The organism is Acidovorax carolinensis, from assembly GCF_002157145.1.
GTDB classification, from domain to species: domain Bacteria; phylum Pseudomonadota; class Gammaproteobacteria; order Burkholderiales; family Burkholderiaceae_C; genus Acidovorax; species Acidovorax carolinensis.
Map to the genome: position 1 here is coordinate 3,715,304 of NZ_CP021361.1, position 13,013 is coordinate 3,728,316.

Here is a 13,013-nt window from a genome sequence, read left to right on the forward strand (position 1 = left end):
CGATGAATCCGGGTAACAGTCAACCCGCCGGGAGGCTCATGGCCTGGGCCGACTCTTGCGCCCCGGTTTGGCCCTAGCGCTCACTGGCTTCGCGCTCGCCTGCTCCAGCCACAGCAGGGAATCCACCTGCGACAGAAAGCGCCGCAGGTAGTCGGGCGACAGGGACTGCATCAGGCTGAGCGATCGCAGCATGAGCCTGTGCGAATTGAGCGGGCCGGCGTTTTCGGGCCCGCGATCCAGGGCCTGTGCCACCTGCCGTTGCGCAGAAATCTTGGACCAGACCTCGCTGAACTGGCGCACGCTCTTCATGCCAGACAGGCTGGCACCGTCGCCCGCGCGCGCCAGGTCTGCATCGGCCTGTGCGCGCTCGCTCAGGTCACGGTTCAGTTGTACCAGCAGGGAGCTTGCCGCAGGGCTTGCAGGCCGAACCACCTGCGGGACCTCTTCCGAACTCGACCGGACTCGCTCCGCATAGGCCGCTACAGCGGCGCGCAGGCGGACGGCGAGCACCTGCCGCACAGCCGGTGGCTGGCCCGACAGGCGCCGGGCCAGCACCTCCAGGTAGCGAAAGCGCGCCGGATCGTGGCGGTCGGCGCCATCGGCCCGCAAGGACTCCAGCGTGGGCTCGCTCGGCTCACTCATTGCGGGCGGGCTTGGCATTGGAGGCCTTGGGCACCGGTGCCATTTCCACACGGCGGTTTTGTGCGCGGCCTTTTTCATCGGCGTTGTCGGCCACAGGCTGCTCGGCACCAAAGGCGGCGGCAAACACCTGCGATGAGGGCATGCCTTCGTCGATCAGGGCCCGTGCCACGGTGAGGGCCCGCTGGGCCGACAGCTCCAGGTTGTCCGCAAAACGCTGCTGGGGCCCTCGCAGCAGCGTGGTGTTGTCGGTGAAGCCGCTGACCATCAGCATTTCGTCGCGTTCGCGCAAGTACACCAGCAGGGGCTGCACCAGGCTCTTGAGGAGCTGGCGGCCTTCGGAGCGCAGTTCGTCGGAGCCGGTGGCAAAAAGCACGCTGCCGCTGATGCCGATGCGGCCGTTGTGCACGGTGACCCGGCCGCTGGCCAGGGGAATGGCCAGCGCTTTCTCCAGCGCCATGCGGCGCTGCTCTTCCATCTGGCGTTTTTCCACCTCCTGCTTGAGGCTGGCCACCAGGTCGATCTGTACCACGAGCACACCCACCAGAATCAACACAAACGCGCCCAGCAGGCCCGCCATGAGGTCGCCGAACACGGCCCACACGGGGGCCGTCTGCTCGGTAGCATCGTCCAGGGTGTCGTCCACGCCCATCACGCGGCAACTCCTTGTGCCGAGGCGGCCTTGCCATGCAGCCGACGCAGGTCTTCCACAATGCCCTGCTGTGCGCTGATGCTCAGGTCGATCACCTCACGGGCCTGGGCCACGTAGTAGGCAAGTTGCTCATCGCTACGGCTCATCGACTGGCTGATCGCACCTTCAATGCCCTGCAGGTTTTCCATGAGTTTTTCGTTGCTGGCGCTGAACAGGCCCACACCGTGGCTGAACGATTCACCCAGACTGGCCAGTTCCACCGCGCTGGCAGCCACATGCGCAGCCACTTCGTCCACCTTGCCGGCCTGTGCGCTGAGCGACTGGGCAAACTGCAGGCCCGCCTGCTCCAGAACCTGGGCGGCCGACCCCATCAGGGCGTCGATGGCGGCGCGCTGCTGCACGGCCGCTTCGTTCACCGACTGCAGCAGCGTGCGCACCTGCTCCATCATGTCCGTGCGTTCTGCCAGGGCGACGTTGTCGCGCTCGCTCAGGCGCGTCATTTCATGGCGCAGTTGGGTGATGACCTGGGCCGCCGCCTGAGGCACATCCGAAGCGGTCTGCAGCAGGCGCGTGAGCGGGGCCTCCAGGGCCGCACCGAGGGTGGCCAGGTGCTGCGCCACGGCAGCCTGCAGGGTATCAAGTCGGTCCACGGCCGCCTGGCCGCGCTGGGCCTCGGCATCACGCAAGGCCACGAGCTCGGTACGCCACACACCGGCGAGTTCGTCCATGCGCTGGCGCTGGGCTTGCACCCACTGTGCCTCGGCCTCCATGCGGGTGCGCAGCAGTGCGTCCGACTGGTCCAGCAACGTGGCAGCACCGCCCAGTGTGCGTGCCACCTGCTCGGTCATGCGTTCGGTGATTTGCGTGGCGGCGGTCTCCAGGGCCTGACATACGCCCTGCTGTTGCGCCACCGTCTGCGCGCCCACACGCTGCCATTCAGCGCTCAGCGTGCTGGCCATGGCTTCCATGGAGCGAGTCCAGTCTTCCTGGCGCTGTTGATCGGCCGCCGCCTGGGCGGTGTGCGATTGTGCGACGGTGTCCTGCAGCGTTGTCAGCAAGCTTTCGGAGCGCTGGTCAAACGCTTGCGCGGCCGTCTGCAGACTGTGGTCGAGCTGCTGAACTGCCCCCTCCAGGGCCTTGCCGACGCGCTGCTGCTGTTCCAGCATCTGCGTGCCTGCACGTTGCCACTCGGCGCCGAGTGTTCCGGCCATGCCTTCCATGGCCCGATTCCAACCGTCCAGACGCTGCTGGTCGGCAATCGCCTGGGCTGCGTGCGCTTGCACGGATGATGCCTGCAGCGAGTCCACCAGTGCGATGGATCGCTGGTCAAACGCTTGTGTGACCGACTGAAGGGCGCCGTCGAGCCGTGCCACCAGGGTGCCCTGGGTCTGGGTATGGCTGTGCAGTGCCGACGTCCATGTGTCGGCCACCTGGTGGGCCGTACCCTCCCATTGCGCCGAGAGCGCCCGCAGCTGTGCATCGGTAGCTTCGCGCAGTCGTTCGTGCGAGCGCTGGGTCTCGTGGGCCAGCGTGGCCATTGCCTGCTCGACCACGGGACGAATCGCCTCTCCCGCCTGGCGGGCGCTGACGTTCAGGCTCTCCTGCAGGGATGTCCCGACGGTGCTGGCCAGTTGGGTGTAAGCCGAGGCAGCTTCGCGGTGAAACCCCTGCTGCTGTGTCAGCAGCTGCTCACCCAGTTGTCCATGGCGGTGCTCAAGCCCTTCCATCAAACGCTGAAGGTGCTCGGCAATTAACGGCAGGGCCTGGGCCTGTGTCTGCAGGGCCAGGAGCACTTCCTCGCGCCGGTGGGCCGACGAGAATGGCCGGAACAACGTGGGAATGTGTGCATCAAGCTGGCGCACCGCCTCCAGCCGCTCGCGGCGGCTCATGGCAGACAGAAGACCCAGCATGGCCGAAGTTGCCACCCCGGCGACCGATGTGCCGAACGACAGGCCAAGGCCTTTGATGGGGGCCGCCAGCGCCGAACGGATCGACTCCAGGTTGGATGAGGCCTCCAGCGCAAACACCGCGCCATTGAATGTGACGACCATGCCCAGGAAGGTACCCAGCATGCCCAGCATGACCAGCAGACCCACCAGGTAGGGCGTAAGCGCAGGGCCGGGCAGCGCCACCCGTTCGCCCTCAATGCGCTGGCGCACGGAGTTGCGCAGCGAAGGGGCGAGGCGACCCAGCCACCCGCCCAGGTCCGCCAGTGGTTCCGCGGGACTACCCGCCAGTGCCGTGACCAGGGACGCCGTGGCTGCGCGAAACTGCAGCAGTTCATAGGCGCCCAACACGTAGACCCCGCCAATCACAGCCGTCATTGCCAACGCCAGCGGGCTAGACCCCACAAAACCCCAGCCCACCCAGCCCACGACCGCAAGGCCCACGGCGAAGATCGCGACCATCACACTCTTGTTCATTCCCGTTGTCCTGTTGTCTCGTTGTGGGCGGCTTCCAGCAGCCCCATGATCGGCTGAAGGCGTACCTGCATTTCTGCGAGCAGCAACGCCTGTGAATCCTGCTCAAACTCGCACAGCCAACCACCGGGCTGGCGCGAATTTTGGGGCGCATCGTCCGGGCCACTGGTCTGCAGCGCCTGCTGGTGCTGCTGGCGCCGGTGCGCCATGCGCCGCTCCAAGTAACCCGGTAGCGAGGCCCAAATCCGCTGCTCATGCGCACCCAGCATCCGCTCCATCACACCGTCTAAAGCCGCCAGCTGCCGCAAGGCCGGCGTACCTCTAGACAGCTGTTGCCGCATCTGTGCACGCAAGGCAGCCAGCTTTACGTCCATCTGCTTTTGCTGGCCAAGGTATCGCTGTATGAGAGCAGCGAAATCTTCTGGCGCATGGAGATACGAGTCATAGACGGGCGTGTGATGTGCCCGCCCACGCGTTGCCCTCGCTGGAGCGATATGTGCCGTGATGAGCGCCATGACATCGGCTTTTGCGGATTGGAAGGCAGCGTCCAACGCGCGCATATCCACCGCTGGCCCGAACCGCTCCGTCTCGGATGGCATTGACTGAATTGCGTGCAGCGCCCTGCTGAGTTGGATCGCATCCACCGCACGCAGCCACTGGCTCAGATGTAGCGCCACGTCCTGCTGCGACTCGCCCTTGTGCTCCACGCCTGTCCATTGTTGCAGGAGGACAAGGAGACTAGAACTGGTAAATCGGTGGTGCAGATACATTCCATAGAACCTAGTCACTGCGCAAGCACTGCCAGCAAAGAACCGGCGGCATCGGGGGGCATAACCCGCGCTGGACAAAGCCGTTTAATTTCGCGGTAACTCACGCTGGTGCGACTCGTCGCCATATCGGCGTCGCAGTTTGAGGACCTGCGCACCATCGTGTGCCCCCCCCGAGAGGACGAGACGCGTAGGCCATGATGTTGATTACAAGGGGATGTGCCCAGTGTCAAAGCACCCATGACTATGAATCCCGGTATCCAAACATACCTAAGTACAAACAAAAACGCCCACTTGGAAGTGGGCGTTTTTTGTAAGCGTTGGCCGCTTTTTTTGGTTGCGCGAGAAGGATTTGAACCTCCGACCTTTGGGTTATGAGCCCAACGAGCTACCAGACTGCTCCATCGCGCGGTAAGAGATAAATTATACCCTATTATTCTGCAGCTGCCGAATTATTTTCGCTTTCCGCAGCGCGATCGACCAATTCCACCAGCGCCATGGGCGCGTTGTCACCAACGCGGAAACCCATCTTCAGGATACGGGTGTAACCACCAGGACGCACTTTGAAGCGGGGGCCCAGGTCATTGAAGAGCTTGGTCACGCTGTCACGGTCGCGCAGGCGATTAAATGCCAAGCGACGGTTAGCAACCGAGTCTTCCTTGGCCAGGGTGATCATGGGTTCGATCACGCGGCGCAATTCCTTGGCCTTGGGCACGGTGGTCTTGATGGCTTCATGCTCGATGAGTGAATTCATCATGTTCTGAAGCATCGCAAGGCGGTGCGAGCTGGTGCGGTTGAGTTTACGAAGGCCGTGTCCGTGGCGCATGGTGCTTTCCTTTTACTTGATTAAATCCGGCAGCCGTATCAGGTACTGCCCGAGGCACTGTCCCCCAGAAGGGAACGGAAAATTATAACTTAACGCTTGTCCAAACCGGCTGGAGGCCAGTTCTCAAGCTTCATCCCAAGGGTGAGACCGCGCGAAGCAAGCACTTCCTTGATCTCATTGAGCGACTTGCGACCCAAATTGGGGGTCTTGAGCAACTCGTTCTCGGTGCGCTGGATCAGGTCACCGATGTAGTAGATGTTCTCAGCCTTCAGGCAGTTGGCAGAGCGAACGGTCAACTCCAGCTCATCCACAGGACGCAGCAGGATCGGATCGAACGTCGCATTGCCGCGTGGGCCTGCAGGTGCATCAAATGCAGCCAGCTCTCCCCCTTCGAGCTGTGCGAACACAGCCAGCTGCTCCACCAAGATCTTGGCCGAGGCGCGCACAGCGTCTTCGGCAGTGATAGCACCATTGGTTTCGATCTCGACGACCAGCTTGTCCAGGTCAGTACGTTGCTCGACACGGGCGCTTTCCACGGTATAGCTGACGCGCTTCACAGGGGAGAAAGACGCATCCAGCACGATTCGGCCAATTGACTTGGTCGACTCGTCTGCATAGCGACGCAGGTTGCCTGGCACGTAGCCTCGACCCTTCTCGACCTTGATCTGCATGTCCAGCTTGCCACCTGCGGACAGGTTGGCGATAACATGGTCAGGGTTGACGATTTCCACGTCATGCGGTGTCTGAATATCCCGCGCAGTGACAACGCCTTCACCATCCTTGCGCAGGCTCAGCGTCACCTCGTCACGGTTGTGCAGCTTGAACACAACGCCCTTGAGGTTCAGAAGAATGTTGACCACGTCCTCCTGAACACCGTCGATGGACGAGTACTCGTGCAGAACGCCCGCAATGGTGACTTCCGTCGCTGCGTAACCCACCATGGACGACAGCAGGACACGCCGGATGGCGTTCCCCAATGTGTGGCCGTAGCCACGCTCGAACGGCTCAAGCGCCACCTTGGCACGGTTGTGACCAAGCTGTTCGACATTAATCGCCTTGGGTTTCAGCAAATTCGTTTGCATGCAACTTCCTCTCAATACCCCCAGCTCGTTACACCGGTAAGGCTGGTGAAGCGCCTAAACCGCGATGCCTCGCGGTTTAGGGACGGTTTTCTCGAAATACGTACGAGCGATTAGCGCGAGTACAACTCAACGATCAGGGATTCGTTGATGTCGGCACCAAACTCATCACGGTCAGGCACCTTCTTGAAGATACCTTCAGCCTTTTCGGCGTTGACATCCACCCATGCAGGCATGCCCACTTGAGCAGCCAGTTGAAGGGCTTCGACAATGCGGTTTTGCTTTTTGGACTTTTCGCGCACAGCCACCACGTCGCCCGTTTTCACAAGGTAAGAAGCGATGTTCACGGACTTGCCGTTCACCGTGATTGCCTTATGGGAAACCAGCTGACGCGCTTCAGCGCGGGTCGAACCGAAGCCCATGCGATACACCACGTTGTCGAGACGCGATTCCAGCAGGAACAGCAGGTTGGCGCCGGTGTTGCCCTTGCGGCTGTCAGCAGCTTCGAAGTAGCGGCGGAACTGCTTTTCCAGCACGCCGTACATGCGCTTGACCTTTTGCTTTTCACGCAGCTGCAGACCATAGTCAGAGGTACGCGCACCGGAGGTGCGACCGTGCTGACCAGGCTTGGAGTCGAACTTGGACTTGTCCGCGATCGAGCGACGTGCGCTCTTCAGGAACAGGTCTGTGCCTTCACGGCGGGAGAGTTTGGCCTTGGGGCCGAGGTAACGTGCCACTTGAGCTTCCTTTGTGTCATCTACCGCAAACCATTGCGGGAGCCGCCTGAGGCGCTTGCGCGTTCACAGGCGGCGGTGGGCTTAGAGAGATTAGATACGACGACGCTTTTGAGGGCGGCAGCCGTTGTGAGGCACAGGGGTCACATCGGAAATCGACGTGATCCGGATGCCCAGTGCGCCCAATGCGCGCACTGACGATTCACGGCCAGGACCTGGACCCTTGATTTCAACGTCAAGGTTCTTGATACCTTGATCGATAGCTGCGCGGCCGGCCACTTCCGAAGCCACTTGGGCTGCGAAGGGGGTGGACTTGCGCGAGCCCTTGAAACCTTGGCCACCGGACGAAGCCCACGACAGAGCATTGCCCTGGCGATCGGTGATCGTGATGATGGTGTTGTTGAACGAAGCATGCACGTGTGCAATGCCGTCCGACACGTTCTTGCGAACCTTCTTGCGAACGCGCTGAGCTGCGTTATTGGCAGGAGACTTAGCCATGATGATCTTTCAATCTCTTTATTTCTTCAGTGCAGCTGCACCCTTGCGCGGACCCTTGCGAGTGCGTGCATTGGTACGGGTGCGCTGACCACGCATTGGCAGGCCGCGGCGATGGCGAAAGCCACGATAGCAGCCGATGTCCATCAAGCGCTTGATGTTCATCGTGGTTTCGCGGCGCAGGTCACCTTCAATGGTGAATTGCTCAATTTGCTCGCGAATTTTTTCCAGATCGCTGTCAGAAAGATCTTTGATCTTCTTGCTGTAAGCGATACCAGTTGCTTCGCAAATCTTGCGAGCGCGGGTGCGACCAATGCCAAAGATAGCGGTCAGACCGATTTCCGCGTGCTTGTGCGGCGGAATGTTAATGCCAGCGATACGTGCCATATGCGTCCTCTAATACTTTCCAATCAACCTTGGCGCTGCTTGTGACGCAGATCCGTGCAGATCACGCGCACCACACCCTTGCGGCGGATGATCTTGCAGTTGCGGCAGATTTTTTTGACCGAAGCCGAAACTCTCATTGCATTCTCCTAAAACTTTTCCATCCGTCCCGGCTGTTTCGCACGGAACACAATTTGTGCCCGCGAAAAATTCGTGGGGCGCCAACTCAACCGATATCCAACTCTCTACCGGCAAGGCTGCAAAGCAACCGCTGCCGTCCCATTCATCAACCGCCCGTGTTGCCCTTGAAATTGGCTTTCTTGAGCAGCGATTCATACTGTTGCGACATCATGTAGTTCTGAACCTGGGCCATGAAGTCCATGGTCACCACCACGATGATCAGCAGCGATGTGCCACCGAAGTAAAACGGAACGTTGTACTTCAAGATCAGAAACTCTGGCAGCAAACACACGAAGGTGATGTAGACAGCGCCCGCCAAGGTCAACCGAACCAGAATCTTGTCGATATAACGTGCCGTTTGCTCACCTGGACGAATGCCTGGAATGAACGCACCACTCTTCTTCAGGTTGTCTGCAGTTTCACGGCTGTTGAACACCAACGCTGTGTAAAAGAAACAAAAGAAGATGATCGCCGTGGCGTAAAACATCACATAGATGGGCTGACCTGGGGTCAACGCACCTGATATGTCCTTCAACCACCGCATTGACTCACCAGCGCTGAACCAGTTCACCACCGTTGCTGGCAACAGAATGATCGACGAGGCAAAGATCGGAGGAATCACACCAGCCATGTTCAGCTTCAGGGGCAAGTGCGACGACTGACCGCCGTAGACCTTGTTGCCCACCTGTCGCCGAGCGTAATTCACCAGAATCTTCCGCTGACCACGCTCGACAAACACCACGAAGTAAGTCACGAGACCCACCACAATGACGATGAAGATGGCAGCCAGAATGCTCATGGCACCCGTACGAACCAGTTCCAGAAGACCACCGATGGAGCTCGGCAATCCTGCAGCAATGCCAGCGAAGATCAGGATCGATATCCCGTTACCCAAGCCACGCTCGGTGATTTGCTCGCCCAGCCACATAAGGAACATTGTTCCGGCTGTCAGGCTGACAACCGCTGTCATGCGGAACCCGAAACCAGGGTTGAGTACCAGCCCGGCCGAGCTTTCCAGCGCGACAGCAATACCCAGCGATTGAAACAGGGCCAAGCCCAACGTGCCGTAACGGGTGTACTGCGTGATCTTGCGGCGACCGGCCTCACCTTCCTTCTTCAACTGCTCGAACGTGGGAACCACGTACGTCATCAGCTGCATGATGATCGACGCCGAAATGTACGGCATGATCCCCAGAGCGAAAACCGTGAAGCGCGAAAGCGCACCACCGGAGAACATGTTGAACAGGTTCAGGATACCGCCTTGCTGGCCACTGAACAGCTGCTGGAGTTGGGCTGGATCGATGCCTGGCACGGGGATATGGGCCCCGACCCGGTACACGACCAGCGCAAGCAACAGAAAAACCAGACGACGACGCAGGTCGCCGAATTTACCGGTCTTTGCAATTTGAGCCGCGCTAGTAGCCACAGATGTCTTCCTTCAGAGCCACATTCAGGCGATGCTGCCGCCAGCAGCTTCGATAGCTGCCTTGGCACCAGCCGTCGCGCCCACACCGTTCAGCTTGACAGCCTTGGTGAGCGAGCCACTCTTGATGACCTTGACCACCTTGGCCAGCTCGCCCACCAGGCCAGCTTGCTTGAGCGCAAGGACATCCACTTCGGCCAGACCGAGCTGATCCAGAGCAGTCAGCGTCACTTCTGCATTGAACTTGAGCAGATGCGACTTGAAACCGCGCTTGGGCAGACGGCGTTGCAAAGGCATTTGACCGCCTTCGAAACCCACCTTGTGGTAGCCACCCGAACGCGACTTCTGACCCTTGTGACCACGACCAGCGGTCTTGCCCAGACCGGAGCCGATACCACGGCCTACGCGGCGCTTGGCATGCTTGGCGCCGTCTGCGGGCTTGATGCTATTGAGTTCCATGATCGATCTCTCAGAGGACTTTGACCAGATAGCTGATCTTGTTAATCATGCCGCGCACTTCAGGCGAGTCCTGCAATTCGCTGACACTGTTCAGCTTGCGCAGACCCAAGCCACGGACAGTGGCGCGGTGCGATTCCTTGGTGCCAATGGGGCTGCGCACCAGTTGAATCTTGACGGTTTGTTGCGTTGTCATATTCAAGCTCCGGTTCAGGCGAAGATGTCTTCGACTGTCTTGCCGCGCTTGGCTGCCACATTCGACGGAGTGGTCGAATTGACGAGCGCGTCGAACGTTGCACGGACCATGTTGTAGGGGTTCGACGAACCATGGCTCTTGGCCACGATGTCGGTGATGCCCACAACTTCAAAAACAGCGCGCATGGGGCCGCCAGCGATGATGCCGGTACCCTTGGGTGCGGGGTGGAGTTCCACCGATGCTGCACCGTGATGACCCTTCACCGAGTGGTGAATGGTTCCGCTCTTGAGCGCAACCTTCACCAAGTTGCGACGGCATTCTTCCATCGCCTTTTGCACAGCAGCGGGCACTTCCTTGGATTTGCCCTTGCCCATGCCAACGCGGCCATCGCCGTCGCCAACCACCGTCAGTGCAGCGAAACCGAGAATACGGCCACCCTTCACGACTTTGGTCACGCGATTCACCGCGATCATTTTTTCGCGCAGACCGTCGTCCTGGCCTTCGCTCTGCACCTTGGGTTGAAATTTAGCCATTTTTAATTCCGTTCCGCTTAGAACTGCAGACCTGCTTCACGGGCCGCATCGGCCAAAGCCTTGACGCGACCGTGGTAAGCAAAACCTGCACGATCAAATGCAACCTTCTCGACTCCAGCAGCCTTTGCTTTTTCAGCAATGCGCTTGCCGATTGCCTGGGCTGCAGCGGCATTGCCACCCTTGCCCGAACCGCCCAGCGACTTGCGAACATCGGCCTCGGCCGTGGACGCGCTGGCCAGCACCTTGCTGCCGTCGCCGGAAATCACACTGGCGTAGATATGGAGGTTCGTACGATTCACGGTCAGACGTGCCACGCCTTGCTGTGCAATGCGGATACGCGTCTGACGCGAACGACGAAGACGCTGCTCTTTCTTTGTCAACATGTTGCAGCTCCTTATTTCTTCTTGGTCTCTTTGATCGTGATCTTTTCGTCCGCATAGCGGATACCCTTACCCTTGTAGGGCTCGGGCGGACGAACAGCACGAATCTCAGCAGCAATCTGACCCACGCGCTGGCGGTCTGCGCCCTTCACAACCACTTCCGTGGGCGTTGGGGTTGCAACCGTGATGCCTGCGGGCATGTCGAAATTGACAGGGTGTGAATAACCAACCGTCAGGTTCAGCTTCGAACCCGTGGCAGCAGCCTTGTAGCCCACGCCAACCAGGTTCAGCTTCTTTTCGAAGCCCTTGCTGACGCCGATTACCATGTTGTTGACCAACTGGCGAATCGTTCCGCTCATGGCGTTTGCTTCGCGGGATTCATTCGCAGGCTCAAAGCTGAGCTTGCCGTCGCTGCTCGACACCTTCACCAGCACATTTTGTGCAAGCGACAGTGCGCCACCAGAGCCCTTGACAGAGATCTGGTCATCTTTCACGGACACATCCACGCCAGCGGGGATGGTCACGGGCATTTTTCCTACTCGGGACATTTCAGTTTCTCCTCAATGCCGCGGGTTAGGCCACGTAGCAGAGCACTTCGCCACCGACACCGGTAGCGCGCGCCTTGCGATCAGTCATCACGCCCTTGGGGGTCGTGACGATTGCCACACCCAGACCGTTCATGACTTGTGGAATGGAATCACGGCCTTTGTAGACACGCAGTCCGGGGCGGCTGACGCGCTCGATGCGCTCAATCACGGGACGGCCTGCGTAGTACTTCAGGGCGATTTCAAGTTCGGACTTGCCAGCTTCGGTTTTCACCTGGAAGCCGTCGATATAACCCTCGTCCTTCAACACTTGGGCGATGGCGACCTTCACTTTGGAAGAAGGCACCAGCACCGTGGCCTTGGCGACCATTTGTGCGTTACGAATGCGGGTCAGCAAGTCAGCGATAGGATCACTCATGCTCATGTTGTATCTCTCCTGCCTGCTTACCAGCTGGCCTTGGTGACACCGGGGATGTCGCCTGCAAATGCCAGTTCGCGAATCTTGGCGCGGGCCAGACCGAATTGACGGAATGTTCCGCGTGGACGACCGGTGATTTCGCAACGGTTACGCTGACGCGTGGGATTTGCATTGCGCGGGAGCTTCTGCAGGCCCAGACGGGCCGCATCACGCTCTTCATCGCTGCGCTTGGCATCGCCAGCAATCGCTTTCAGCTCCGCATACTTAGTTGCGTACTTGGCTGCCAATTTTTCGCGCTTCAGTTCGCGCTGGATCAAAGCTACTTTAGCCATGCTTCGCCTCAGTTCTTGAACGGGAAACGGAAACCAGCGAGGAGAGCCTTGGCTTCTTCGTCGGACTTGGCCGTCGTGGTGATGCTGATATTGAGACCGCGCAAGGCATCCACCTTGTCGTATTCAATTTCAGGGAAAATGATCTGCTCCTTGACGCCGATGTTGTAGTTGCCACGGCCGTCAAAAGCGCGACCGGAGATACCACGGAAGTCACGGACGCGGGGCAGAGCCACGGTCACGAAACGATCCAGGAACTCATACATCTGCACGCCACGCAGTGTGACCATGCAACCGATGGCCTGGCCTTCGCGAATCTTGAAACCCGCGATAGCCTTCTTGGCCTTGGTCACCACGGGCTTCTGACCAGCAATCTTGGTCAGATCCGCTACAGCGTTGTCCATCACCTTCTTGTCCGAGACCGCCTCGCTCACACCCATGTTGAGCGTGATCTTGGTCAGACGCGGAACCTGCATCGGCGAGGTGTAACCGAACTGCTTCATCAGCTCGGGAGCGACTTTGTCGCGGTAAATTTCTTGCAGTCGTGCCATGTTTAC

At 59.7% G+C, this 13,013-nt stretch carries 19 protein-coding genes and 1 tRNA gene; all 20 read right to left on the reverse strand.

The window, feature by feature from the left end:
* Positions 1–36: 36 nt before the first annotated feature.
* On the reverse strand, positions 37–642 hold the full coding sequence (locus CBP34_RS17470; protein WP_094098766.1) for a DUF2894 domain-containing protein: 606 nt from the start codon (positions 640–642) through the stop codon (positions 37–39).
* Positions 635–1,294: an OmpA family protein gene (locus CBP34_RS17475; protein WP_086928262.1), complete on the reverse strand. Its 660-nt coding sequence runs from the start codon at positions 1,292–1,294 to the stop codon at positions 635–637. The genes CBP34_RS17470 and CBP34_RS17475 overlap by 8 nt, the downstream gene beginning before the upstream one ends.
* On the reverse strand, positions 1,291–3,714 hold the full coding sequence (locus CBP34_RS17480) for a DUF802 domain-containing protein (protein WP_094098767.1): 2,424 nt from the start codon (positions 3,712–3,714) through the stop codon (positions 1,291–1,293). The genes CBP34_RS17475 and CBP34_RS17480 overlap by 4 nt, the downstream gene beginning before the upstream one ends.
* Positions 3,711–4,481, reverse strand: coding sequence for a DUF3348 family protein (locus CBP34_RS17485; protein ID WP_086928264.1), 771 nt, complete (start codon positions 4,479–4,481; stop codon positions 3,711–3,713). The genes CBP34_RS17480 and CBP34_RS17485 overlap by 4 nt, the downstream gene beginning before the upstream one ends.
* Positions 4,482–4,812: 331 nt before the next feature.
* Positions 4,813–4,889: transfer RNA gene (locus CBP34_RS17490), tRNA-Met, on the reverse strand.
* A 22-nt stretch (positions 4,890–4,911) separates the two neighbouring features.
* Positions 4,912–5,304, reverse strand: coding sequence for a 50S ribosomal protein L17 (rplQ, locus tag CBP34_RS17495; protein ID WP_086928265.1), 393 nt, complete (start codon positions 5,302–5,304; stop codon positions 4,912–4,914).
* Positions 5,305–5,393: 89 nt separating this feature from the next.
* Positions 5,394–6,386: a DNA-directed RNA polymerase subunit alpha gene (locus CBP34_RS17500; RefSeq protein ID WP_005793666.1), complete on the reverse strand. Its 993-nt coding sequence runs from the start codon at positions 6,384–6,386 to the stop codon at positions 5,394–5,396.
* Between the two features lie 110 nt (positions 6,387–6,496).
* Entirely contained in the window at positions 6,497–7,120 is a 624-nt protein-coding gene (gene rpsD, locus CBP34_RS17505) for a 30S ribosomal protein S4 (RefSeq protein ID WP_086928266.1), read from the reverse strand.
* Between the two features lie 90 nt (positions 7,121–7,210).
* Positions 7,211–7,615 carry a 30S ribosomal protein S11 gene (gene rpsK, locus CBP34_RS17510; RefSeq protein ID WP_005793662.1) on the reverse strand — a complete coding sequence of 135 codons (405 nt, stop codon included), beginning with the start codon at positions 7,613–7,615 and terminating at the stop codon, positions 7,211–7,213.
* An 18-nt stretch (positions 7,616–7,633) separates the two neighbouring features.
* The gene (gene rpsM, locus CBP34_RS17515; protein WP_005793659.1) at positions 7,634–7,999 is read right to left on the reverse strand and encodes a 30S ribosomal protein S13; all 366 of its coding nucleotides are present in this window, start codon (positions 7,997–7,999) and stop codon (positions 7,634–7,636) included.
* Between the two features lie 23 nt (positions 8,000–8,022).
* The gene (rpmJ, locus tag CBP34_RS17520) at positions 8,023–8,136 is read right to left on the reverse strand and encodes a 50S ribosomal protein L36 (RefSeq protein ID WP_005793651.1); all 114 of its coding nucleotides are present in this window, start codon (positions 8,134–8,136) and stop codon (positions 8,023–8,025) included.
* A 146-nt stretch (positions 8,137–8,282) separates the two neighbouring features.
* On the reverse strand, positions 8,283–9,602 hold the full coding sequence (gene secY / locus CBP34_RS17525) for a preprotein translocase subunit SecY (RefSeq protein ID WP_086928267.1): 1,320 nt from the start codon (positions 9,600–9,602) through the stop codon (positions 8,283–8,285).
* 24 nt (positions 9,603–9,626) lie between these two features.
* Positions 9,627–10,058 (reverse strand): 50S ribosomal protein L15, encoded by a 432-nt coding sequence (gene rplO, locus CBP34_RS17530; RefSeq protein ID WP_086913545.1) that lies wholly within the window; start codon positions 10,056–10,058, stop codon positions 9,627–9,629.
* A gap of 10 nt (positions 10,059–10,068) precedes the next feature.
* Positions 10,069–10,251 carry a 50S ribosomal protein L30 gene (gene rpmD / locus CBP34_RS17535; protein ID WP_007861725.1) on the reverse strand — a complete coding sequence of 61 codons (183 nt, stop codon included), beginning with the start codon at positions 10,249–10,251 and terminating at the stop codon, positions 10,069–10,071.
* Positions 10,252–10,265: 14 nt separating this feature from the next.
* A complete protein-coding gene (gene rpsE, locus CBP34_RS17540; protein ID WP_035240898.1) occupies positions 10,266–10,784 on the reverse strand; it encodes a 30S ribosomal protein S5 in 519 nt (172 codons plus the stop codon).
* Between the two features lie 17 nt (positions 10,785–10,801).
* Positions 10,802–11,167, reverse strand: coding sequence for a 50S ribosomal protein L18 (rplR, locus tag CBP34_RS17545; protein ID WP_035240896.1), 366 nt, complete (start codon positions 11,165–11,167; stop codon positions 10,802–10,804).
* A gap of 11 nt (positions 11,168–11,178) precedes the next feature.
* The gene (gene rplF / locus CBP34_RS17550) at positions 11,179–11,712 is read right to left on the reverse strand and encodes a 50S ribosomal protein L6 (protein WP_094098768.1); all 534 of its coding nucleotides are present in this window, start codon (positions 11,710–11,712) and stop codon (positions 11,179–11,181) included.
* A gap of 25 nt (positions 11,713–11,737) precedes the next feature.
* A complete protein-coding gene (gene rpsH / locus CBP34_RS17555) occupies positions 11,738–12,133 on the reverse strand; it encodes a 30S ribosomal protein S8 (RefSeq protein ID WP_086913549.1) in 396 nt (131 codons plus the stop codon).
* A 20-nt stretch (positions 12,134–12,153) separates the two neighbouring features.
* Positions 12,154–12,459, reverse strand: a complete 306-nt coding sequence (gene rpsN, locus CBP34_RS17560; protein ID WP_007861712.1) for a 30S ribosomal protein S14 — start codon at positions 12,457–12,459, stop codon at positions 12,154–12,156.
* 8 nt (positions 12,460–12,467) lie between these two features.
* Complete coding sequence (rplE, locus tag CBP34_RS17565; protein WP_024813854.1) at positions 12,468–13,007, reverse strand: 50S ribosomal protein L5; 540 nt, start codon at positions 13,005–13,007, stop codon at positions 12,468–12,470.
* Positions 13,008–13,013 lie beyond the last annotated feature (6 nt).